The sequence below is a fragment of the Streptomyces sp. NPDC126499 genome, assembly GCF_040302485.1.
Lineage (GTDB): Bacteria > Actinomycetota > Actinomycetes > Streptomycetales > Streptomycetaceae > Streptomyces.
This window is the reverse complement of record NZ_JBEOUO010000010.1, coordinates 76,095-98,523: the sequence shown is the minus strand read 5'-3', so window position 1 is coordinate 98,523 and position 22,429 is coordinate 76,095. Positions and strand designations below refer to the sequence as shown.

The window sequence follows — 22,429 nt, the reverse complement described above, 5'->3', positions numbered from 1 at the left end:
CGCCGGTCCATGCGAAGCGATGCCCCATATGATCGCTTTTCATGGGAGAGGTCCGTTTGTCCACCGAAGGAGCGCCCCAGGGCACGGTCCGGTCGCGGCGCGGCGCCGCGTTCGCCGTCTGGTATCTGCGGGCCGTCACGTTCGTCAACTTCCTGAGCGCCGTGTGGGTCTCCTTCGGCCAGGACCTGCGCCGGCACAACGAGGACGACTACTTCACCCCGTACATGCTGACCGCCGGCTTCGCCTCCGGTGTCTTCACGCTCTTCCTGGCGATCACCATGCGCCGGCGCAAGCGGGCCGCGTGGATCCTCAACATGGTGCTCAGCGGCCTCTTCCTGCTGCTGTTCGCACTGGTGATGTTCTTCCCCGAGATCCGGCGGCACCCGCAGAACTGGATCTCCCTGGCCCTGACGGCCGCCTTCTTCGTCTCCCTGCTGCTCGGCCGCACGGAGTTCTACGCCAAGGGCGACCGCTCCAACCCGCTGCTCGCGACGGTGGTCGCGGTCGGCGGACTGCTCGTCACCTCGCTGCTCGCCGCCGGCCTGGTCACCCTGACGAACACCTCGGCCGGGCACTCCACCTTCCTGGAGCGCTGGCGGTACGGGGTGATGCGGCTGGTCACGCTCGCCGCCGACGACGCCCGCTTCCCCGGGATCGTCACGCCCGGCTGGGTCGACGTCGCCATCAACGTGATGTCCACCGTGCTGCTCTTCGCGGTGCTCTTCGCCGCCTTCCGCTCCCGGCGGGCGGTCGACCCGCTCACCGAGGAGGACGAGGACCGGCTGCGGGCACTGCTCGACAAGCACGGCGAACGGGACTCGCTGGGCTACTTCGCGCTGCGCCGCGAGAAGAGCGTGGTGTGGTCGCCGAGCGAGAAGGCGGCGATCACCTACCGGGTGGTGGGCGGGGTGTCGCTGGCCTCGGGCGATCCGATCGGCGACCCGGAGGCGTGGCCCGGCGCCATCGAGCCCTGGCTGGCCGAGGCCCGCGAGCACGGCTGGATCCCGGCGGTGATGGGGGCGAGCGAGGAGGCCGGCACCATCTACGCCCGGCACGGGCTCGACGCCCTGGAGCTGGGCGACGAGGCGATCGTGGAGACGGACGAGTTCGCCCTCGACGGGCGGGCCATGCGCACGGTCCGGCAGGCCTTCAACCGGGTCAAGCGGGCCGGGTACGAGGTCCGGATCCGGCGCCACGAGGACATCCCGGCCGACGAGATGGACGAGCTGCTGCGCAAGGCCGACGACTGGCGCGACGGGGCCACCGAGCGGGGCTTCTCCATGGCGCTCGGGCGGCTCGGCGACCCGAGGGACGGCCGGTGCGTGATGCTGGAGTGCACCGACGCCCAGGGTGAGCTGCGGGCGTTGCTGTCCTTCGTGCCGTGGGGGCCGAAGGGGCTCTCGCTCGACCTGATGCGCCGTGACCGTGACGCCGAGAACGGTCTGATGGAGTTCATGGTCATCGAACTCCTCCAGCGGGCCGAGGAGATCGGGATCACTCAGGTCTCGCTGAACTTCGCCATGTTCCGGTCCGTCTTCGAACGCGGCTCGAAGCTCGGGGCGGGACCCGTGCTGCGCCTGTGGCGCTCGCTGCTCAGCTTCTTCTCCCGCTGGTGGCAGATCGAGTCGCTGTACCGCGCCAACGCCAAGTACCGACCGATCTGGGAGCCCCGATTCATGCTCTTCGAGAAGAGCGCCGACCTGCTGCGCATCGGTGTCGCCGCCGGCCGCGCCGAGGGCTTCCTGGAGGCTCCGGGGCTCCCCAAGTGGCTGCACCGCAGACATCTGGAGGGCCGGCGTTGAGTCTCGGGGCCAAGGGCTTCGCCCGGCGGGAGTGGGGCCCGCTGTTCGGGACCGTACGGGCCGGGCTGGTGACGCGCGGATGGCGGGCGATCCCGATGACGCTGACGGCGGTCTGTCTGACCTCGCTGTTCCAGATCGTGCAGAACCAGGACTGGGGCTACCAGCCGGTGCAGGACATCGGCTCGGTCAGGGCCGAGGACCCGCTGTGGCTCGCCCTGCTGCGTACCCCGCTGTCGCTGTTCGTGCCGGCGCTCGACCTGCCGGTGTGGGGGGCGCTCGCGCAGATCCTGGTGGTCTTCGGGATCGCCGAGATCTGCCTCGGCCGGTGGCGGACCCTGGCCCTCGCGTACCTGGCGACGCTCGCGGGCACGCTGTACGCCCGGATCGGCATCGCCCTCGGGCCGGACGGCCCGCTCGGACTGCCCGCCTCCGACGCGCGGGTCGTGGACACCGGGCCCTCGGCGGCGGTGGTCGGCCTCGCCGTGTACGTGTGCTGGCGCCACCGCGCCTGGTGGACCGGGGGCCTCGTGATCGTGGCGATGGTGGTCGAGGTGATGGTCAAGAACAACCTGGCCGGCAAGGAGCACCTCGCCGCGATCGCGGCCGTGCTGCTGCTCGTCGGCTTCCGTGAGTGGCGGGAGCGGAGTCAGCGCGGCGGCGTGGAGCCGCGGCCCGGGACCCGCTCCTGGAAGCCGCCGATCAGGTCCTGAACCTTCCGTCGCACCCGGCTCCAGCGCTTGTCGTGCCGGTACGCGCGGACCTCGGCGCGGGCGCGCGTCCGGTGGCGCCGGGCGTAGAGGCGGCGGGCCCACCAGGAGCCGGGGCGGGCCAGCCGCAGGGCGCCGACGATCGCGACGAAGGGGATCAGGGTGCCGATCACGGCCATCCGGAACTTTCCCTTCATCAGGGTCACCAGGACGAGAAGGAAGTTCAGGGCGAGGGTCAGGACGAAGGAGACCCGGTCCTGCCGCTCCTGGGTGGTCATGTCGTCCACGCCGAGCGGCGAGAAACCGGCCAGGGTGAACAGCACCAGGGCGGCGGTGAGGACCACCACCTCCACGCTCTTGCGGCCGTCCTCCGACCAGTAGACGTCGTCGAGGTGGAGGATCAGCGCGAACTCGTCCAGGACCAGCCCGGCCCCGATCCCGAAGACCACGGCGAACACCGCCGAGCCGACGCCGTGGCGGCCGCTGGCGACCGCGCCGAAGCCGCCGAGCACCGTGAGGACGACCCCCGGCACCACGTGGTGGATGTGCAGCCCGCCCGAGGAGACGTTGCCGAAGGGCCCCTTGCCGGCCCGGATGAGCCGGGTGACGGTCCGGGTGGCCAGGAAGGTCAGGACGAAGGAGGCCAGGGCCAGGAACAGCGGGAGCTTCCCGGGTTCGACGATGTTGCGCGAGAACCAGTGACCCATGCCACCCTCTGCCGGTTGGTCAGTTTTCTGACAGTATGGCCGATTTGATCGTCGGGCCGGGGCACTACCCTGCGCGGATGGACGGCCTGCGTTTCGCCTTCGGCACCCTCACCGTGCTCCCCGCCCGCATCACCCGCTGGGACCGCGACACGGCACGCGCCGGGATGCTCTGCGCCCCGCTCGCGGGCCTGGCCGTCGGCCTGGTCGCGGCGGCCGTCGGCGGCGGCTTCCTGCTGCTCGGCTCCGGCCCGCTGCTCGCCGCCGTCCTCACCGTCGCCGTGCCCGCCCTGCTGACCCGCGGCCTCCACCTCGACGGCCTCGCCGACACCGCCGACGGCCTCGGCAGCGCGAAGCCGGCCGAGGACGCCCTGCGCATCATGAAGCAGTCCGACATCGGCCCCTTCGGCGTCATCACGGTGCTCTTCGCCCTGCTCGCCCAGGTGGCCGCGCTGTACGAGCTGTACGGGCGGGGCTGGGCGCACGGCGCGGCCGCCGCCGCCCTCGCCGCGACCCTCGCCCGCCTCGCCCTCACCCACGCCTCCCGCCACGGCGTCCCGGCCGCCCGCCCCGACGGCCTCGGCGCCGTCGTCGCCGCCACGGTCCCGCTCCGCGCCGCCGCCCTCACGACCGGGGCGGTCCTCCTGCTCTGCGCGGCGACCGGCGCGCTCTTCTCCTGGTACGACGCCCTGCACACCCTGCTCGCCGCCCTCGCCGCGCTCGGCGTGTCGGAACTGTTGCTGCGGCGGTGCGTGCGGCGCTTCGGCGGGGTGACGGGGGACGTCTTCGGGGCGGTGGAGGAGACGGCGCTGACGGTGGGGGTGGTGGCGCTGACGCTGGGGTGATCGTTTCCTGACCGCCGCGACAACTGACCGAGGACCAGCTCCGGCAAGGAATCAACGACGCGAGATCTTCGTGGCTCTCCTTCAGGTTCCCCACGGCTACCGCTGCTGAAGAGGTGGCTCCCGTGGCGGCTGCGAGCAGGCCCGCCGCCACGCCCCCAGCTCGTACTCCTTGCGCATCGAGCTCAGGCCGAGCCGGTGCGACTCGGGGCAGAACTCCTCCGGGTCCAGCTCGTACTCGACGTGGAAGACCGCCTTGCCGGCCCGGACGAAGGGGACGAGGAGCTCGCACTCGTCGTACTGGGCGCACTGTTCGTTGACCGCGAAGTCGAAGTCGTCGAGGAGTTCGGGGATCTGGTCGAGGTCGTTCTTCAGGGCGACGGCGAGGCCGCGGTCGTGGGCGAGGCGGGCGATCAGGCGGTTGTAGCGGAGCTGGTCGGCGGCGGTGAGGGGGAAGCCGGTGGGGTGGGTGTAGCCGTCCATGTTGTCGGGTTCCACCGCGTCGAAGCCCTTGGCGCGGCACATGTCGAGGCGGGCCGCCATCAGCGGGGCGAGGAGGTCGGTGCGGCGGATGTCGAGCCAGCGTTCGCCCGGCCAGCCGTTGCCCTTGCCGAGGAGGGCCTTCGGGAAGCGGCCGGCGTCGGGACGGAAGTCCTCCCAGGCACCGGTGGACAGGTAGCAGACCACCTTGCGGCCCCGGCGGTGCAGGTCGGCGACGGTGGCCGCCGGGTGGTCGAAGCCGTCGATGTCGTAGACGGGGACGTCCACCGACGGGTCGAGCCGTCCGCTGAGCTGCCACTGCCAGGCGAGGCCGGGCCGGGGCTGCCAGCGGGGCACGGGGCCTCGGTCGTCCGGGGCGGGTGGCGCGGTCGTGCAGGCCGCCGCGAGCACCAGCAGCACGAGGAGGGGCAGAAGGCGTCTCACCGGGCGGGCTCCAGGGTGTGCGGCAGCGTGCCCCAGGGGTGGGCTCCGGTGCCGGGGACCGCGCAGCCGACCGGGGTCGCGGGCCGGGCGTCGGCCGGGGCCGCGTACACCAGGTGGCAGTAGTGGTCGGCGACCGGCAGGTCCAGATCCCGGTAGGAGTCCCAGGGGCCCTCGAAGGTGACGAGCAGGTCGGCGACGTCCTCGTAACCCGGGGCCGGGTGGGCGCCGTGGTTCAGCACGAGGGTGCGCGCCCCGGCGGCCCGGGCGGCGACCGCGAGCCGCCGGTAGTGCGGCAGCGCGGACGGCTCGGTCGGCACCTGGTCGAGGAACGCGCCGTCGGCCCCGTACCAGTCGCGGTGCCGGAGCAGGTCGGCGACGACCTCGCGGTGCGGGCGCCGGCCGTAGTCGGTGTCCGCGTAGCCGAGGACCCGCACCCCGGCGTCCCTCAGCCGGGCCGCGACCTCCGCGAACGCGGGGTCGGGCGCCGGGCCCGCGCCGCTCGCCGGGTTGAGGACCACTCCGTACAGGGCGCGGGCCGCCGCGACGACGGCGGCCCACTCCTCGGGGCGGTCGGCGGGGTGCTCGTAGAACGGCACCAGGAGGGAAGGGGACGAGGAGGGCACGGGAGTCGTGGAGGGAGTCGTCGGGGAAGTCACAGTCCGGCCCCTAGAAACGGTGGGCGGTCGGTCGTACGAGCAGGGCACAGGTCAGCACGCCGAGCACGGTCGCCGCCGCGCCCGCGGCGACCGGGCCCGCGGCCGGGGCGACGGCCTGCGTCACGGCGGCCAGCAGACACACCACCGCGGCGCCCGCGACCGCGCCGAACGCCTGGAGCAGCAGCCCCAGCCACAGCACGGCACCGACGAGGAGCAGCGAGCCGATCCGCGGCACGGAGAGGGCGGCGGCGCCGGGCCACAGCAGCGCGGCGGCGACCGCGAGGACGAGCAGCACCGCCAGATAGCCGCCGAGGCAGCGGGCCAGCGTCGTCGTGACCGCGCGCCGGAACTCGCGCGCCGTCGTCAGCAGCCGCAGCCGGGCCAGGGTGGCGCCCCGGAAACGGTGCAGGAGCCATTCGGCCGGGCCCATGGAGAGCGTCAGCGCGATGACGGCATCGGCGCCCGCGTACAGCACGAGCAGCCCGCTGCCGAGGCCGAACAGGCCGTACGGAAGGGACGCCACGAGCGGCGGTCCGCCCCGGCCGGGTGCGGGGCGGGCGGTCCTGGGCCGCCGCGCTGCCGGGCGCAGCACCAGCGCCGCGAAGACGACCGTCGCGGTGAGCGAGACCAGCAGGAGGCACACCCGCAACGGCTCCGCCAGCTCGTACCGGAAGGCGGGCACCGCGCCGGCGAGCGGGAGCAGCGCGCACAGCAGGGCCCTCTCCCGGCCGAGGACGAGGAGGACGGTGGCGGCCGCCAGGTAGAGCGCCTGCCCGGCACCGAACAGCGCCGCCGCCCCCTCCCCCGGCCGGGCGGCGAGGGCCGCAACGGTCGCCCCGGCGAGCGCGCCCGCCGGGGCACCGATGAGCAGGGCACGGACGGCGACCCCACGGTCGCCGAGGCCGAGCCAGGTGTACGCGCGGTGGGCGAGGACCTGGTTCCACACCCAGCCCGTGACCGCCCCGGCGACGAGCGGCACGGCGCCGGGCGGCAGCCCGTGCCGGCCGGGTCCGGCGGAGAGCAGGGGGGCACCGAGGACGTAGGCCAGTCCGGGCAGCGCGAAGACCAGGCCCCGCAGCAGACACCCGGCGAGTCCGGCGTGCCAGGGCCCCGCGGGCGGGGCCTCGGGGGCGGGGTGGCGGCGCTCGGTCCTGGCGTAGAGGTCCTCGGCGAGCGCGAAGGAGTCGGCGCGGCCGTAGGTGAGGCGGATGTGGTCGTCGGTCATGCCGTCGGACTCGAGGATCGCCGCTATCTCGTCGGGATGGACGGCGACGGCGGTGAGCGCGTCGAGCCGTTCGGCGAGTGCGTCGAGGGGGTCGGCGGCGAGAACGGTGCCGCCTGCGGGGGTGGGGCCGGGGGCCGGGCCCACGCCGGGGCCGGAGGCCGGGCCCACGCCGAAGGCGGGACCAGCCGCCCCCACGCCGGGGCCGATGCGGGGGGCGATGCCCGGGGCCGGGCCCGCGCCGGGGCCGGAGGCCGTGACGGTGCCGCAGGCGGAGGCGGAGCCAGAGCCGATGCCGGAGGCCGGGCCGGCGCCGGTGCCAGGACCTGCCGGGCCCGCGCCCCTTCCAGGGGCGACGGCGTGAGCGGCGCCCGCGCCGCCGCCCGAGCCCAGCCCCGAGCCGGAGGCCCGTTGGCGCGGGATCGCCGGCAGAGCGTCCCGCGTCGTGCCGTTCGTCAGCCAGAGCGAGCCGCTCATGCCCACGCGCCTTCCATCAGGCCCGTACGCCACGGGTCGGTGAGGCGGACCGTCCAGTCCTCAGGTTCGGGTCGTTCGGGGGCGGGGCGGCCGGCGAGTTCGAGGTAGATGCGGCGGAAGCCGTCGACCGAGCGGTGGAGGGTGAAGCGGTCGACGACCCGCTGGCGGGCCCGGCGGGCGAGGTCGGCCCTGCGCTCGGCGTCGCGCAGCAGGTCGCTGAGGGCGGCGGCCATGACGGCCGGTTCGCGGGGCGGCACGACCAGGCCGGTGTCGGCGACGGCCTCGCGCACGCCGCCGACGTCCGTCGAGACGGTGGCCCGGCCGCAGGACATGGCCTCGATCAGGGAGAAGGGGAAGCCCTCGCTGATCGAGGAGAGCACGACGACGTTCCCGGCCGCGTAGGCCCCGGCGACGTCCAAGGCGCGTCCCTCGAAGGTGACGCCGTCGGTGACGCCGAGTTCGGCGGCCAGCTTCTCCAGGCGGGTGCGGTAGTCCTCGTTGCCGGCCGGGACCGGGCCGAACAACCGCAGCCGGAGCTCGGGCAGTTCGGCCCGGCAGATCGCGTACGCCCGGATCAGGGTCTCCAGGTCCTTGATGGGGTCGACGCGGCCCACCCAGCTGAGGGTGGGGATCTCCGGCTCGGGTCCGGCCCAGGGGAAGGCGGCGGGGTCGACACCGTTGTAGACGGTGCGGATGCGGTCGGCGGGGGCGCCGCCGCGTTCCTCCCAGCGCCGGTTGTACTGGTTGCAGGGGGTGATGAGGTCGGCCTTGCGGTAGCCGAGGGAGTTGAGCTCCCGGTAGAAGCCGAGCAGGAACGATTTGACGGGCCAGCGCTGCGGCTCGGTGCGATAGCCGAGGTAGCGCTCGCGCAGGTAGATGCCGTGTTCGGTGAGCAGGAAGGGCACCCCTTCGAAGTGCTGGGCGGCGAGCGCCGGGAGCGTGGCGAGTCCGCTGGAGACGGCGTGGGCGACGCGGCCTTCGGGGATCTTGGCGGCGAGCGGGCGCAGGGCGTGTTCCAGCAGGTCGGTGGCGGTGAGGGCGTCGTGGACGGTGGGCCGGGCCGCGGCCGTCGGCAGGTGCGGCATGGTCCAGATCCACATGAGCGAGCGCAGGGTCCGCTCGGAGCGCAGGGCGGCGGTGAGCCGTCCTTCGCGGGCGAGGGCGGCGAGCGCGTAGAGCCCTTCGCCGAAGTCGCAGCCCGCGGCGGGGTCGAGGAGGGAGAGCAGGAAGTGCTCGTAGGTGTCGAGGAAGCGGCGCCGCTCGCGGCCGCGCGGGGCCCGGCCCCGGGGCCGGGTGCCCCAGAGCGGGAAGGAGGTGTGGTCGGAGAGGTTGGGCGGCAGTTCCCAGGTGACGGGTTCGCGGCCGCTGCCGGTGAGGGCGAGGACCTGGAAGTCGACCTCGGGCATGCCCCGGATCAGCTGGTCGCACCAGGTGCTGACGCCGCCGTGGACGTGTGGATAGGTGCCTTCGGTGAGCATGGTGACGTGACGGCCACTGCTCGGCATGTGTGGTGTCCCCCCGGAACGTGAGCGTGCTGGTGGCGGCGGTCAGGTGGTGGGCAGGCGCAGGGTGATCGCGCTCTGGAGCGCCTCCGGCGTGGTCCAGGCGGACCGCGTGCCGGCGTACGGGCTGCCGAACGGCGCGGTTCCGAGGAGGAGTTGCTTGCGGGTGCCCTCGGGGGCGGTGAGCGGGACGGCGACGCCGGCGGGCGCCTTGACGGTGACCGTGGTGCCGACGCGGTAGGCGGTGACCTGGCCGGCGGCGAGCGCCGTCTCCCAGGCCGTACGGCGGCTCAGCTCGGCGCCGACGTCCCGCTGGCGGAGGTTGACGAGCGGGGTGTGGTCGGCGAACAGCTCACGGTAGTCGGCGAGGACCTTGTCGAGGACCGGGTAGAGGAGGCGTTCCTCGGCCAGGTTGGACTGGTGCGCGTAATGCGGCCGCGGGTCGTTGCCGAGGACGTGACCGAGGGCGGTGCGGGCCTCCTGCGGCACGATGTGGGCGGCGTAGCCGGTGGCGGTGTCGAGCGGCGCGGGCAGGCAGGTGGAGGCCGGGTCGTGCTCGCAGGCGCCGCTGCCGCCGTCGGCGCGGGAGGTGTGGATCCAGTTGTACTCGTCGGTCATCTCGGCGGCGGTGCCCACGTTGTAGTACACGTTCATGGGGTGGCGGGGCACGGTCCTCGCGGCGCCGGGCCCGGTGCCGACGGAACGCTGCCGCGGCTCGCGGGAGTTGTCGCTCGCGGTCCATTTCACGCCGTTGTCGGCGAGCGCCGGGGCGAGGTTCGGGTTGTCCACGGGCTGCTGCGGCAGGGTTCTGAGGCCGGAGTGCTCGCCGGTGACCAGTTCGCCGCGGTCGACGGGGATGCCCTTGGCGTACGCCCAGTCGAGGTTGTCGCGGATCTGGGCGGAGATCTCGGCGCGGCTCGTCCACTTCGTGGCGCCGGTGGCGTCCTTGGCGCAGGTCCAGGGGACGGTCCTGGTGTCCTGGACGCAGCCGAGGAAGGGGTGGGTGTAGGTGTGGTTGATCCACCGGTACCGGTCGCGGTCGGCGATCAGGCGGGCGGCGAGCGGGTCGGTGCCGCCGTGCTCGGCCTTCCACTGCTCGCCCTGGCCGCCGTTGTAGACCATGTCGAGGAGGAAGCCGGAGGACTGCTGCCAGGCGGCGGCGTACGCGGCGTCGTCGGCGGTCATCCGGATGGGGTCCCCGCCGGTCTCGCCGTCGCCGCCGGGGCAGTCCAGGTCGCCCGGGGTGCAGTCGCGCACCGGGTCCCAGCGGGCGTCGGGGGCGAGGACGTCGTCGACGTGGACGGAGAGGTAGTTGCGGCTCTGGCCGAGGTGGACGCCCTGGGTGAGCCATTCGACGATGCCGCGGGCGAGGACCCGGAACTGACGCTGGTGCGGGTTGGAGGCGAAGGTGACGACGAGTTCGCGCCGCCCGTCGTGGGCGTACTCGCCGATGAGGCTGATCCGGCCGCCGTCCGCGGCGGGCATGTCGAGGTAGCTGGTGTAGCCGGCGCGGGGGCGGCCCGCGTAGCCGTAGCTCTCGGAGACGTGCGGGTCGTTGTCCTCGAAGGTCAGCGTCCCGCGCAGGTCGCGGAAGGGGCCGGCCTTCCCGGCGGGTGTGACGTGGGCCCGGGCGCCGTCGAGGACGCCGGCCCAGCCGCCGTCCGAGGTGTAGTCGAGGCCGACGCCGGGATGGGCCCAGGTGGAGGCGTCGACCTGCGGGATGCGGTACGTCTTCTCGTACGCGACGAGCGCGGCCTGTTCGGCGGAGTCGGGGCCGAAGGCGGACTCGTGCGGCAGGACGACGCCCTGGTAGCGGGCGCGGGGCCGGCCGGTGGCGGCGTCGGAGGGCTCGCTGAGGAAGGCGGGGGTCAGCAGGGGCCGGCCGGGGTCGGTGAGGTCGAGGGTGCGGTACGGGACGCCGGAGCCCTTCAGTTCGGCGGTGATCGCGTCGATCGCGCTGCTGCCGTCGTCGACGACGAGCACCGTCAGGTCGATCCGCGGGACCGGCTCGGCGGCGCCCGCCCGCGCCGAGGGCACGACGGTGGCGAGCAGTCCGGCGGCGGCGAGGACGGCGAGCCGGGAGGCCCTGCGGGCGGGCCGGGGCGCCCGGCCCGTGGGAGAGGTGCGGGGCGGGCGGGCGGTGGTTCTGGGCGTACGGAATCGGCCGGAGTCCATCGGTGGGTGTCCCCCCTCGGCAGGCGCCGCCGACGGGCGGGCCCTGTGGAGTCGTCGCAGATGGCGCGAAGGGCGGTGGTCTCCCTTGCGCGGTTGAGGCGAGTCTGGGACGGGGCCGGCGGGCCCGCGTCGTAAACCCGAAAGAGACACCACGGATGAGTGAATCAACGCCGCTGTGAGCGAGGCCGCCGGGCGAGCGTAGGCTCATTACCGGCGCTCATCGGGCCGAAATACGATGCGGCGGGCACGGTCGGCCCATCCCTCGACCGCCACAGAACTCAACGGAAGCGAGAATTCACCACCGTGACTGCTCTCACTCTCAGCACCGCCGGAGCGGCGACGCTGCGCGCCGACGCCGTCGTGGTCGGCGTCGCGAAGTCCGGCAAGACGCTCGTCGTGGCCCCGGGCGCCGAGGCCGTCGACAAGGCCTTTGACGGCGGCCTCGCCGCCGTCCTCGCGACTCTGGGCGCCTCCGGTGCCGAGGGTGAGGCGACCAAGCTGCCTTCCCCCGCCGGCCTGAAGGCTCCCGTCGTCCTGGCCGTGGGCCTCGGCTCCGCCCCCGAGGACGGCGAGGCCTACCGGACGGAGGCCCTGCGGCGTGCCGCCGGCACCGCCGCCCGCGCCCTGACCGGCTCGAAGAAGGCCGCCTTCGCGCTGCCGATCGCCTCCCCCGCGGACGCCGGCGCCGTCGCCGAGGGCGCGCTGCTCGGCGCGTACGCCTACACCGCGTACCAGGAGAACGGCGAGGGCGCGAAGAAGCCGCTGGCCGAGGTCGCCCTGCTCGGCGCCAAGCCCCGGGACAAGGCCCACAAGGCCGCGGTGGAGCGCGCGGTCGCCGTCGCCGAGGAGATGAACCGGGCCCGCGACCTGATCAACCAGCCGCCGAACGACCTGACCCCGGCCGCGTTCGCCGCCGCCGCGCAGGCCGCCGGCAAGGAGCACGGCCTGAAGGTCCAGGTCCTCGACGAGAAGGCGCTCACCAAGGGCGGCTACGGCGGCATCCTGGGCGTCGGCTCCGGCTCGGCGAACCCGCCGCGCCTGGTCCGCATCGCCTACACGCACCCGAAGGCGGAGAAGACCCTCGCCCTGGTCGGCAAGGGCATCACCTACGACTCGGGCGGCATCTCCCTGAAGCCGGCCGGCCACAACGAGACGATGAAGTGCGACATGAGCGGTGCCGCCGCCGTGTTCGCCACCGTCGTGGCCGCCGCCCGCCTGGGCCTCGCCGTCAACGTCACCGGCTGGCTGGCGCTGGCCGAGAACATGCCGTCCGGCACCGCCGTCCGCCCGGGCGACGTGCTGCGCATGTACAGCGGCAAGACCGTCGAGGTCCTCAACACGGACGCCGAGGGCCGGCTCGTCCTCGCGGACGCGCTGACCAAGGCCTGCGAGGAGAACCCGGACGCGATCGTCGACGTGGCCACCCTGACCGGTGCCATGGTCCTGGCGCTCGGCAACCGCACCTTCGGCATCATGGCCAACGACGACGACTACCGCACCGCGATCCACGAGATCGCCGAGGAGGTCGGCGAGCAGTCCTGGCCGATGCCGCTGCCGGCGGACCTGCGCAAGGGCATGGACTCCCCGACCGCGGACATCGCCAACATGGGCGAGCGGATGGGCGGCGGCCTGGTGGCCGGTCTGTTCCTGAAGGAGTTCGTGGGCGAGGGCATCACCTGGGCCCACCTGGACATCGCGGGCCCGGCCTTCCACGAGGGCGCCCCCTACGGCTACACCCCGAAGGGCGGTACGGGCTCCTCGGTCCGCACGCTGGTGCGGCTCGCGGAGCTCACCGCCGAGGGCGAGCTGTAGCCAGGGTGTGATCCGTACGGCCCCGGGGACGCGAGCCCCGGGGCCGTACGCGTACCCGGGCCGTACGTACCGGGTCCCCGCGGGCGCATTGTTTCCATGGGCCCCGTTTCCGTGGGCCCCGTTTCCGTGGGCCCCGTTTCCGTGGCCCCGTTTCCCTTCGCCCCGTTTCCGTTCGCCGGCGACGAAATCCGTAGGTTCGTACGCCTCCGCCACCCGCCCGTACGGACGATCGGCCGTCTCAGTGCCCGGCCCCGCGTCCCGCCATCCGGCAACAAGTGCGAAGATGGGTTCTCGGCAGGACAGGGCCCCCACCACAGGGCCGAAGAAAAGCGGCCGGAACCAGCCGCCGCCCCGTCACCGAAGACGGGCGACGAGCGCACATGCATGGAGGACGTGACGTGGCGAACGACGCCAGCACCGTTTTCGACCTAGTGATTCTCGGCGGCGGTAGCGGCGGTTACGCCGCGGCGCTGCGCGGAGCGCAGCTGGGCCTGGACGTCGCACTGATCGAGAAGAACAAGCTCGGCGGCACCTGCCTGCACAACGGCTGCATCCCGACGAAGGCCCTGCTCCACGCCGGCGAGGTCGCCGACCAGGCGCGCGAGGCGGAGCAGTTCGGTGTCAAGGCCTCCTTCGAGGGCATCGACATCAAGGCCGTGCACAAGTACAAGGACGACGTGATCTCGGGCCTCTACAAGGGTCTGCAGGGTCTGGTCGCCTCCCGCAAGGTGACGTACATCGAGGGCACCGGTCACCTGTCCTCCCCGACCTCCGTCGACGTGGACGGCCGCCGCGTCGAGGGTCGTCACGTCCTCCTCGCCACCGGTTCCGTGCCGAAGTCGCTGCCCGGTCTGGAGATCGACGGCAACCGGATCATCACCTCGGACCACGCGCTGACCCTGGACCGGGTCCCGGAGTCCGCGATCATCCTCGGCGGCGGTGTCATCGGCGTCGAGTTCGCCTCGGCGTGGAAGTCCTTCGGCACCGACGTCACGGTCATCGAGGGCATGAAGCACCTCGTGCCGGTCGAGGACGAGAACAGCTCCAAGCTGCTGGAGCGCGCCTTCCGCAAGCGGGGCATCAAGTTCAACCTGGGCACCTTCTTCCAGTCGGCCGAGTACACCGAGAACGGTGTCAAGGTCACCCTGGCCGACGGCAAGACCTTCGAGGCCGAGGTGCTGCTCGTCGCCATCGGCCGCGGCCCGGTCTCGGCCGGTCTCGGCTACGAGGAGCAGGGCATCGCGATGGACCGCGGCTACGTCCTGGTGGACGAGTACATGCGGACCAACGTGCCCACGATCTCCGCGGTCGGCGACCTGGTCCCGACGCTCCAGCTGGCGCACGTCGGCTTCGCCGAGGGCATCCTCGTGGCGGAGCGGCTCGCCGGTCTGAAGACCGTCCCGATCGACTACGACGGCGTGCCGCGGGTGACGTACTGCCACCCGGAGGTCGCCTCCGTCGGCATCACCGAGGCCAAGGCCAAGGAGATCTACGGCGCGGACAAGGTCGTCGCCCTCAAGTACAACCTCGCGGGCAACGGCAAGAGCAAGATCCTGAAGACCGCGGGCGAGATCAAGCTCGTCCAGGTCAAGGACGGTGCCGTGGTCGGCGTCCACATGGTCGGTGACCGCATGGGCGAGCAGGTCGGCGAGGCGCAGCTGATCTACAACTGGGAGGCGCTGCCGGCCGAGGTCGCGCAGCTGATCCACGCCCACCCGACGCAGAACGAGGCGCTCGGCGAGGCCCACCTGGCCCTGGCCGGCAAGCCCCTGCACTCGCACGACTGACGCTCACGTCATCTACGGGCGCGACGACCACTTTCCGCAATTCGTGAGGAGCAACTGAAACCATGTCGGTTTCCGTAACCCTGCCGGCGCTCGGCGAGAGCGTCACCGAGGGCACCGTCACCCGCTGGCTCAAGGCCGAGGGCGAGCGTGTCGAGGCCGACGAGCCGCTGCTCGAGGTCTCGACCGACAAGGTCGACACCGAGATCCCCGCCCCCGCCTCGGGCATCCTGGCCTCCATCAAGGTCGCCGAGGACGAGACGGTCGAGGTCGGCGCCGAGCTGGCCATCATCGACGACGGCTCGGGTCCCGGTGCAAGCACCGGCTCCACTGGAGCGGCTGGCGCCGCGCAGCCTGCTGGCGCGCCGGCTCCGGCCGCCGAGGCCGCCCCGGCTCCGGCGCAGGAGGCCCCGGCCCCGGCCGCCCCGGCGCCGCAGGCCACCCCGTCCACCGAGGTCCAGGAGCCGGCCCCGGCGCCGACCGCCGAGGCCGCCGCCGGTGCGGGCTCCGCCCAGGGCACCGACGTCGTCCTTCCGGCGCTCGGCGAGTCCGTCACCGAGGGCACCGTCACCCGCTGGCTGAAGTCGGTCGGCGAGACCGTCGAGGCCGACGAGCCGCTGCTCGAGGTGTCGACGGACAAGGTCGACACCGAGATCCCCGCCCCGGCCTCCGGTGTCCTCCTGGAGATCGTCGTCGGCGAGGACGAGACCGCCGAGGTCGGCGCCAAGCTGGCCGTCATCGGCGCCGCGGGTGCCGCCCCGGCCGCCGCTCCGGCTCCGGCCGCTCCGGCTCCGGCGCAGGAGGCCCCCGCCGCGGCTCCGGCCGCCCCCGCCGCTCCGGCTCCGGCTCCCGCCCCGGCGGCTCCCGCCGCTCCGGCGCCCGCGCCGGCCCCGGCCCCCGCCGCGGCTCCCGCCACCCAGGCTCCGGCCCCGGTCACCCCGGCCCCGGCCGCTGCCGCCCCCGCCCCCGGTGCAAGCACCGGCTCCGCTGGAGCGGCTGGCGCCGCGCAGGTCTCTGCGCCGGCGGAGGACGGCGCCTACGTGACCCCGCTGGTCCGCAAGCTCGCCACCGAGAACGGTGTCGACCTGGCGGCCGTCAAGGGCACCGGCGTCGGCGGTCGTATCCGCAAGCAGGACGTCCTCGCGGCCGCCGAGGCCAAGAAGGCCGCCCCGGCCCCCGCCGCCGCTGCCGCCCCCGCAGCCGCGCCGAAGGCCCCGGCCCTGGAGGTCTCCCCGCTGCGCGGCCAGACCGTCAAGATGACCCGCATGCGCAAGGTCATCGGCGACAACATGATGAAGGCGCTGCACGGCCAGGCCCAGCTGACCTCGGTCGTCGAGGTCGACATCACCAAGCTGATGCGGCTGCGTGCCCGGGCGAAGGACGCCTTCGCCGCCCGTGAGGGCGTCAAGCTCTCCCCGATGCCGTTCTTCGTGAAGGCGGCGGCCCAGGCGCTGAAGGCCCACCCGGTCATCAACGCCCGGATCAACGAGGCCGACGGCACGATCACCTACTTCGACACCGAGAACATCGGTATCGCGGTGGACTCCGAGAAGGGTCTGATGACCCCGGTCATCAAGGGTGCGGGCGACCTCAACATCGCCGGCATCTCCAAGAAGACCGCGGAGCTCGCCGCCGCCGTGCGCGCGAGCAAGATCACGCCGGACGACCTGGCCGGTGCGACCTTCACCATCTCCAACACCGGTTCGCGCGGCGCGCTGTTCGACACGATCATCGTTCCGCCGAACCAGGTCGCCATCCTGGGCATCGGCGCCACCGTGCGCCGTCCGGTCGTCGTGAACCACCCGGACCTGGGTGAGACGATCGCGATCCGCGACATGACGTACGTCGCCCTGTCCTACGACCACCGCCTGGTGGACGGCGCAGACGCCGCCCGCTACCTGACGGCCGTCAAGGCGATCCTCGAGGCCGGCGAGTTCGAGGTCGACCTCGGTCTGTAAGGCGCGGGGCCGAAAGGCAACGTAACAAGCCTCACCTGCGGCGCCCCCGTCCGGATGTGTTTCCGGGCGGGGGCGCCGCCGTATTGTCTAAGTGTCCAGTGACTCCCTAAGGAGCGGCCTCCCATGACCATGCCCGTCGTCCATTCGCTGCGCGAGCAGATCCGCGAGCACATCGTGGAGGGCATCGTCAGCGGCCGCTGGAAGCCGGGCGAGCGCATCGTGGAGCGACGGATCGCGACGGAGCTGGAGGTCTCGCAGACCCCGGTCCGGGAGGCGCTGCGGGAGCTGGAGTCGCTGCGGCTGATCGAGTCGGCGCCCAACAAGGGCGTGCGGGTGCGGAATCTGACGGCGGCCGACCTGGAGGAGAGCTATCCCGTACGGGCCGGTCTGGAGCAGATCGCGGCGGAGCTGGCGGCGCCCCGGCTGTCGGCGGACTGCTCGGCCCTGGAGCCGCACGTGGCGGCCCTGTACGAGGCGGACGCGGTCTCCGACGGCACGGCGCAGGTGCGGCACACGGTGGCCTTCCACCGGGAGCTGGTGAAGGCGGCCGGCAACAGCGTGCTGCTGCACACCTGGGAGGGGCTCGGCATCGAGGTGTTCACGGCCCTGTCGATCCGCTGGCTGGGCACGGTGCAGAAGTCGTACGCGGAGGAGCACCAGGAGTTGGTGGAGGCGTTCCGCAGGGCGGATCCGCACATCGGGGCGCTGGTGAAGGCGCACGTCCTGGGCTGCGCCCCGCGCGCCTGACGCTCCTCGCCGGCGATGGATTCCGGCCATCGTACGAGCGGGTCCACCTCCTCCGGCGGGCCCGCTCGTTTGTGCGAGGGGGCTCTCAGACGCCGAGGCTCACCTGCGAAAACAAGGCACCGGGTGCCCGTTTTCGCGGCACCCTGTGCCGACTTTGGTGCTCCGGGCATCTTTTTCTCTGCGAAGCTTTGATCGATCATCGATCGGCGGCTTACAGTCTTCGGCGGGCCGTACCCCGGCCCACCGCCCTGTCCTGCCAGACAAGGCCCCCTTTATCTCCACCCCCACCTGTCCGGAAGGCGGCGATCATGACCGATCCCGTAGGCAAGATTCCGAGCGAGCTCGACCAGCTCCCGGACCGTGACACCGAGGAGACCGCCGAGTGGGCGGCCTCCCTCGACGCCGTCACCAAGGCCGCCGGCCCGCACCGGGCCGCCTACCTGATGCGCCGCACGCTCCAGCACGCCGAGGGTGCGGGCCTGGACCTGCCCAAGCTCCTGGAGACGGACTACGTCAACTCCATCCCGACCTCCGCCGAGCCGGTCATCGACGGCGACGAGGAGATGGAGCGGAAGATCACCGCCTGGAACCGCTGGAACGCGGCCGCCATGGTCACCCGCGGCTCCAAGCACGGCGTCGGCGGCCACATCGCCACCTTCGCCTCCGCGGCCTGGCTCTACGAGACCGGCTTCAACCACTTCTTCAAGGGCAAGGAGTCCGGCGACGCCGCCGGCTCCGGCGACCAGCTCTACATCCAGGGCCACGCCTCCCCCGGCATCTACGCCCGCGCCTTCCTCGACGGCCGCCTGACCGAGACCCACCTCGACAACTTCCGGCAGGAGGCCGGCGGCAACGGCCTGCCCTCCTACCCGCACCCGCGCCGCCTGCCCTGGCTGTGGGAGTTCCCCACCGTCTCCATGGGCCTCGGCCCGCTCTCCGCGATCTACCAGGCGCGCTTCAACCGCTACCTGACCAACCGCGGCATCAAGGACGTCTCCTCCTCGCACGTCTGGGCCTTCCTCGGCGACGGCGAGATGGACGAGCCCGAGTCGACGGCGGCCCTCGCACTGGCCGCCCGCGAGGGTCTGGACAACCTGACCTTCGTCATCAACTGCAACCTGCAGCGCCTCGACGGCCCGGTCCGCGCCAACTTCAAGATCGTGCAGGAGCTGGAGGCCCAGTTCCGCGGCGCCGGCTGGAACGTCGTCAAGTCCCTGTGGGGCAACGCCTGGGACGAGCTGTTCGCGCTCGACACCACCGGCGCCCTCGTCCGCCGCCTCCGCGAGGTGCCGGACGCGCAGGTCCAGACGTACCAGACCCGCGACGCCGCCTACATCCGCGAGGACTTCTTCGGCAAGGACCCGGCGCTCGTCGAGATGGCGAAGCTGCTGAGCGACGACAAGATCCTCGAGTGCTTCCACCTCTCCCGCGGCGGCCACGAGCCGCGCAAGGTCTACGCCGCGTACAAGGCCGCGCTGGAGTTCAAGGGCGCGCCGACCGTCATCCTGGCGCAGACCGTCAAGGGCTTCACCCTCGGTGAGGGCTTCGCGTCGAAGAACGCGAACCACCAGATGAAGAAGCTGTCGACGGACGAGTTCAAGAACATGCGTGACCTTCTTGAGCTGCCGATCTCCGACGCGCAGTTCGTCGACGGCGTGGTGCCCTACGGCCACCCGGGCGCCGACTCCCCCGAGGTCCGCTACCTCCAGGAGCGCCGCGCCGCCCTCGGCGGCCCCGCCCCGGCCCGCCGCGTGCACCCGCTGGCGCCGCTGCCGGCGCCGGCCGAGAAGACCTTCGCCGCCTTCGACAAGGGCTCCGGCTCGCAGTCCGTCGCCACCACGATGGCCTTCGTGCGCCTGATCAAGGACCTGGTCCGCGACAAGGAGACCGGCAAGCGCTGGGTGCCGATCGTCCCCGACGAGGCCCGCACCTTCGGCATGGAGTCGCTGTTCCCCTCGCTCGGCATCTACTCGCCGAAGGGCCAGACGTACGAGCCGGTCGACCGCGACCAGCTGATGTACTACAAGGAGGCCGTCAACGGCCAGATCCTGAACGAGGGCATCACCGAGGCCGGCTCCATGGCCGACTTCATCGCCGCTTCGACGTCGTACGCGACGCACGGCGAGGCGATGATCCCGTTCTACATCTTCTACTCGATGTTCGGCTGGCAGCGGACCGCCGACCAGATGTGGCAGCTCGGCGACCAGCTCGGCCGCGGCTTCCTCGTCGGCGCCACCGCCGGCCGCACCACCCTGACCGGTGAGGGCCTGCAGCACGCCGACGGCCACTCCCCGATGATCGCGGCCACCAACCCGGCGGCGCTGACCTACGACCCGGCGTTCGCCTACGAGGTCGCGGCCATCGTCAAGGAGGGCCTGCGCCGCATGTACGGCGAGGCGGCCGAGGGCGAGGACCGAGACGTCTTCTACTACCTCACCGTCTACAACGAGCCGATGCCGCAGCCGGCCAAGCCGGCCGGTGCCGGGATCGACGAGGGCATCATCAAGGGCCTGTACCGCTTCAACACGGCCGAGTCGGCCGGCCTGGAGCTGCCCGCGAACGCCACCCGCATCCAGCTGCTGTCCTCCGGCACGGCCATCCACTGGGCCCTGGAGGCGCAGAAGCTGCTCGCCGCCGAGTGGGGCGTGGCCGCCGACGTGTGGTCCGCGACCTCCTGGACCGAGCTGCGCCGCGACGCGCTGGAGGCCGACGCGGCCCTGCTGCGCGGCGAGGAGCGCGTGCCGTACGTCCGCCAGGCCCTGGCGGGCGTGGAGTCCCCGGTCCTGGCCGTGTCCGACTACATGCGCCAGGTCCCGGACCAGATCGCGCAGTGGGTCGAGCAGGACTACAGCTCGCTGGGCGCCGACGGCTTCGGCCTGTCGGACACCCGCGAGGCCGCCCGCCGCCACTTCGGCGTCGACGCCCAGTCGATCGTGGTCGCCGCCCTGGCCCAGCTCGCCCGCCGCGGCGAGGTCCAGGCGACGGCCGTGAAGGAGGCGCGGGAGCGCTACGGCCTGTAAAGGGTCACAGAAAACAAGTCGGTCGAGCGGCACGCATGATGGAGTCATGCGTGCCGCTCGCCTCATCAAGATGGTCCTGCTGCTGCAGAACCGCCCGTCCATGACCGCCGCCGAACTCGCCGCCGAGCTGGAGGTGTCGGAGCGGACCGTCACCCGCGACGCCCTCGCCCTCTCGGAGGCGGGGGTACCGGTGTACGCGGACCGGGGCCGGGCGGGCGGCTACCGCCTGGTGGGCGGCTACCGGACCCGGCTGACGGGGCTCGCGCGCGGCGAGGCGGAGGCGCTGTTCCTGTCCGGACTGCCGGGGGCGCTGCGGGACATGGGCCTGGAGGACGCCGCCTCGGCGGCGCGCCTGAAGGTGTCGGCGGCGCTGCTGCCGTCGCTGCGGGACGCTCCCCGCTCGGCGGCGCAGCGCTTCCACCTGGACGCGCCCGGCTGGTACCAGGAGCCGGAGACGCCGGAGCTGCTCGCCCCGCTCGCGGAGGCGGTCTGGGACGACCGGCCGGTGTCGGCCCGCTACCGGCGGGGCGACGGCGAGGTGGCGCGGGAGCTGGAGCCGTACGGGCTCGTGCTGAAGGCCGGTGTCTGGTACGTGTGCGCGCGGGCGGGCGCGTCGTGGCGGACGTACCGGGTGGACCGGTTCGGCGCGGTCGAGGTGCGCGAGGAACGTTTCGTACGGGATCCGGACTTCGATCTGGCGGCGTTCTGGTCCGAGCGGTCCGCCGAGTTCGCGCGCTCGCTGCTGCGGGCCGAGGTGGTGCTGCGGCTCTCGGAGGCGGGGGCGCGGCGGCTGCCGTACGTGACGGACCGGGCGGCCGCCGAGGAGGCGGTGGCGGCGGGGGTCCGGGAGGAGGACGGCCGGGTGCGGGTGACCCTGCGGGTGGAGAACGAGGAGGTCGCCTTCGGCCAGTTGCTGGGACTCGGGGCGGAGGCGGAGGTGCTGGCCCCGGCGGCCCTGCGCGAGCGGTTCACGGAGACCGCCCGCGCCATGGCCGACCGCTACCGGTAGGTCATTCCTCGTACCGGTGGTCCGTTCTCGTACCGCTGATTCGCCCTCCTGCCTGTGGTCCTCCTACCGGTAGTCCTCCACGCGGGTGTCGGGGTCGGCTTCCTTGGCCAGCATGTAGCCCCAGGAGTCGGGCCGGGAGCCGTCGGCGTCGGTGAAGCCGTACTCCCGCGCGAGCTGTCCGCTGTCGAGCGACTGTCCGTTCCAGCGCGCCCGGTCGGGGTCGGCGGCGAGGGCGGCGACGGCCCGGCCGACGTAGACGGGGGATTCGGAGACGGCGAAGTCGGGCAGCTGTTTCGTGGCCTCGCGCCAGTTGTCCTCGGTGACGCCGAAGTGGGCGAGCATCTGCTCGGACCTGAGCCAGCCGGGGCTGATCGAGACGGCCGTGCCGGCGGCGTCCGCCAGCTCCTTCGCGAGGCCGAAGGCCATCCGGATCGGGGCGTTCTTGGCGAGGTCGTAGAAGAGGTTCTCGCGGTAGTGGGTGCCGTTGTACGCGGTGGTGCCGTCGGTGACCTCCACGACGAGGCCGCCGGGGTGGCGGGTGAGCAGCGGCAGGAGGGTGTGGGAGGTGACGAGGTGGGTCTTCACGCCGAGTTCGAGCATCCGCAGGCCGTCGGTGAGGTCGATGTCCCAGGTCTTCTTGCCGAAGGTCGTGCCGATGAGGTGCTCGCCGCCCCAGACGTCGTTGACGAGGACGTCGAGCCGGCCCTGTTCGCGGTCGATGCGGTCGGCCAGGGCGCGGACCTGCTCGGGCTCCAGGTGGTCGGTGGGGACGGCGATGCCCCGGCCGCCGGCCTCGGTGACGAGTTCGGCGGTCTGTTCGATGGTCTCGGTGGCGCGGCCGACCTCGCTGATCCGGTCGCGGGTGGTGCGGCCGGTGACGTAGACGGTGGCTCCGGCGGTGCCGAGCTGGACGGCGATGGCGCGGCCGGCTCCTCGGGTGGCTCCGGCGACGAGGCAGACGTGGCCGGTGAGCGGCTTCGTTTCAGCGGTCATGCGAGGAGCCTGGCAGGAAAGTACGACATCCTCTGTCCGGATTGTTTTCGGCCGCTTCCGGGTGCGTCGCCGGGCGTGACCCACGATGCTTGGTC

Annotated in this window: 16 protein-coding genes; 9 read left to right on the top strand and 7 right to left on the bottom strand. The window is 72.8% G+C overall.

Translation table 11 applies throughout. The annotated features are described in order from the left end of the window. Positions 1–41: 41 nt before the first annotated feature. Positions 42–1,802: a phosphatidylglycerol lysyltransferase domain-containing protein gene (locus tag ABTZ91_RS17110; RefSeq protein ID WP_352077968.1), complete on the top strand. Its 1,761-nt coding sequence runs from the start codon at positions 42–44 to the stop codon at positions 1,800–1,802. Next, complete coding sequence (locus ABTZ91_RS17105) at positions 1,799–2,512, top strand: hypothetical protein (protein WP_352077967.1); 714 nt, start codon at positions 1,799–1,801, stop codon at positions 2,510–2,512. Before ABTZ91_RS17110 ends, ABTZ91_RS17105 begins: the two co-directional genes overlap by 4 nt. Here ABTZ91_RS17105 and ABTZ91_RS17100 read toward each other — a convergent pair. Next, entirely contained in the window at positions 2,449–3,216 is a 768-nt protein-coding gene (locus ABTZ91_RS17100) for a hypothetical protein (RefSeq protein WP_352077966.1), read from the bottom strand. The two genes, ABTZ91_RS17105 and ABTZ91_RS17100, sit on opposite strands and share 64 nt — an antisense overlap. A gap of 77 nt (positions 3,217–3,293) precedes the next feature. On the opposite strand from ABTZ91_RS17100, the gene ABTZ91_RS17095 reads away from it, so the two are divergent. Next, positions 3,294–4,058: an adenosylcobinamide-GDP ribazoletransferase gene (locus ABTZ91_RS17095; protein WP_352077965.1), complete on the top strand. Its 765-nt coding sequence runs from the start codon at positions 3,294–3,296 to the stop codon at positions 4,056–4,058. A gap of 96 nt (positions 4,059–4,154) precedes the next feature. Here ABTZ91_RS17095 and ABTZ91_RS17090 read toward each other — a convergent pair whose 3' ends face one another. From ABTZ91_RS17090 to ABTZ91_RS17070, 5 genes are read right to left on the bottom strand one after another with little or no spacing between them, the layout of a single operon-like run. After that, positions 4,155–4,979 carry an endo alpha-1,4 polygalactosaminidase gene (locus tag ABTZ91_RS17090; protein ID WP_352077964.1) on the bottom strand — a complete coding sequence of 275 codons (825 nt, stop codon included), beginning with the start codon at positions 4,977–4,979 and terminating at the stop codon, positions 4,155–4,157. Beyond that, positions 4,976–5,635 carry a spherulation-specific family 4 protein gene (locus tag ABTZ91_RS17085; protein WP_352077963.1) on the bottom strand — a complete coding sequence of 220 codons (660 nt, stop codon included), beginning with the start codon at positions 5,633–5,635 and terminating at the stop codon, positions 4,976–4,978. The genes ABTZ91_RS17090 and ABTZ91_RS17085 overlap by 4 nt, the downstream gene beginning before the upstream one ends. Before the next feature lie 10 nt (positions 5,636–5,645). Next, positions 5,646–7,334, bottom strand: a complete 1,689-nt coding sequence (locus tag ABTZ91_RS17080; RefSeq protein WP_352077962.1) for a hypothetical protein — start codon at positions 7,332–7,334, stop codon at positions 5,646–5,648. Next, a complete protein-coding gene (gene pelF / locus ABTZ91_RS17075; RefSeq protein ID WP_352077961.1) occupies positions 7,331–8,839 on the bottom strand; it encodes a GT4 family glycosyltransferase PelF in 1,509 nt (502 codons plus the stop codon). Before pelF ends, ABTZ91_RS17080 begins: the two co-directional genes overlap by 4 nt. Before the next feature lie 42 nt (positions 8,840–8,881). Next, a complete protein-coding gene (locus ABTZ91_RS17070; protein ID WP_352077960.1) occupies positions 8,882–11,011 on the bottom strand; it encodes a hypothetical protein in 2,130 nt (709 codons plus the stop codon). Between the two features lie 303 nt (positions 11,012–11,314). Between ABTZ91_RS17070 and ABTZ91_RS17065 the strand changes: the two genes are divergently transcribed. From ABTZ91_RS17065 to ABTZ91_RS17040, 6 genes are all read left to right on the top strand, one after another. Further along, positions 11,315–12,823, top strand: a complete 1,509-nt coding sequence (locus tag ABTZ91_RS17065) for a leucyl aminopeptidase (RefSeq protein WP_352077959.1) — start codon at positions 11,315–11,317, stop codon at positions 12,821–12,823. A gap of 398 nt (positions 12,824–13,221) precedes the next feature. Continuing rightward, the gene (gene lpdA, locus ABTZ91_RS17060; protein ID WP_352077958.1) at positions 13,222–14,610 is read left to right on the top strand and encodes a dihydrolipoyl dehydrogenase; all 1,389 of its coding nucleotides are present in this window, start codon (positions 13,222–13,224) and stop codon (positions 14,608–14,610) included. Between the two features lie 62 nt (positions 14,611–14,672). Continuing rightward, on the top strand, positions 14,673–16,565 hold the full coding sequence (sucB, locus tag ABTZ91_RS17055; RefSeq protein ID WP_352077957.1) for a 2-oxoglutarate dehydrogenase, E2 component, dihydrolipoamide succinyltransferase: 1,893 nt from the start codon (positions 14,673–14,675) through the stop codon (positions 16,563–16,565). A gap of 123 nt (positions 16,566–16,688) precedes the next feature. Next, positions 16,689–17,312 (top strand): GntR family transcriptional regulator, encoded by a 624-nt coding sequence (locus ABTZ91_RS17050; RefSeq protein ID WP_352077956.1) that lies wholly within the window; start codon positions 16,689–16,691, stop codon positions 17,310–17,312. 308 nt (positions 17,313–17,620) lie between these two features. After that, positions 17,621–20,332, top strand: coding sequence for a pyruvate dehydrogenase (acetyl-transferring), homodimeric type (gene aceE / locus ABTZ91_RS17045; RefSeq protein ID WP_352077955.1), 2,712 nt, complete (start codon positions 17,621–17,623; stop codon positions 20,330–20,332). A gap of 46 nt (positions 20,333–20,378) precedes the next feature. Continuing rightward, the gene (locus ABTZ91_RS17040) at positions 20,379–21,341 is read left to right on the top strand and encodes a YafY family protein (RefSeq protein ID WP_352077954.1); all 963 of its coding nucleotides are present in this window, start codon (positions 20,379–20,381) and stop codon (positions 21,339–21,341) included. A 63-nt stretch (positions 21,342–21,404) separates the two neighbouring features. Here the strand turns inward: ABTZ91_RS17040 and ABTZ91_RS17035 are convergent, their stop codons facing one another. Next, complete coding sequence (locus tag ABTZ91_RS17035) at positions 21,405–22,334, bottom strand: SDR family oxidoreductase (protein ID WP_352077953.1); 930 nt, start codon at positions 22,332–22,334, stop codon at positions 21,405–21,407. Between the last annotated feature and the right edge of the window lie 95 nt (positions 22,335–22,429).

What these genes read in the sequence shown, in the direction of transcription:
- ABTZ91_RS17110 (WP_352077968.1), top strand. Translation starts at nt 42, where the DNA reads ATGGGAGAGGTCCGTTTGTCCACCGAAGGAGCGCCCCAGGGCACGGTC.
- ABTZ91_RS17100 (WP_352077966.1), bottom strand. Translation starts at nt 3,216, where the DNA reads ATGGGTCACTGGTTCTCGCGCAACATCGTCGAACCCGGGAAGCTCCCG.
- ABTZ91_RS17095 (WP_352077965.1), top strand. Translation starts at nt 3,294, where the DNA reads ATGGACGGCCTGCGTTTCGCCTTCGGCACCCTCACCGTGCTCCCCGCC.
- ABTZ91_RS17080 (WP_352077962.1), bottom strand. Translation starts at nt 7,334, where the DNA reads ATGAGCGGCTCGCTCTGGCTGACGAACGGCACGACGCGGGACGCTCTG.
- pelF (WP_352077961.1), bottom strand. Translation starts at nt 8,839, where the DNA reads ATGCCGAGCAGTGGCCGTCACGTCACCATGCTCACCGAAGGCACCTAT.
- ABTZ91_RS17070 (WP_352077960.1), bottom strand. Translation starts at nt 11,011, where the DNA reads ATGGACTCCGGCCGATTCCGTACGCCCAGAACCACCGCCCGCCCGCCC.
- sucB (WP_352077957.1), top strand. Translation starts at nt 14,673, where the DNA reads ATGTCGGTTTCCGTAACCCTGCCGGCGCTCGGCGAGAGCGTCACCGAG.
- ABTZ91_RS17050 (WP_352077956.1), top strand. Translation starts at nt 16,689, where the DNA reads ATGACCATGCCCGTCGTCCATTCGCTGCGCGAGCAGATCCGCGAGCAC.
- aceE (WP_352077955.1), top strand. Translation starts at nt 17,621, where the DNA reads ATGACCGATCCCGTAGGCAAGATTCCGAGCGAGCTCGACCAGCTCCCG.
- ABTZ91_RS17040 (WP_352077954.1), top strand. Translation starts at nt 20,379, where the DNA reads ATGCGTGCCGCTCGCCTCATCAAGATGGTCCTGCTGCTGCAGAACCGC.
- ABTZ91_RS17035 (WP_352077953.1), bottom strand. Translation starts at nt 22,334, where the DNA reads ATGACCGCTGAAACGAAGCCGCTCACCGGCCACGTCTGCCTCGTCGCC.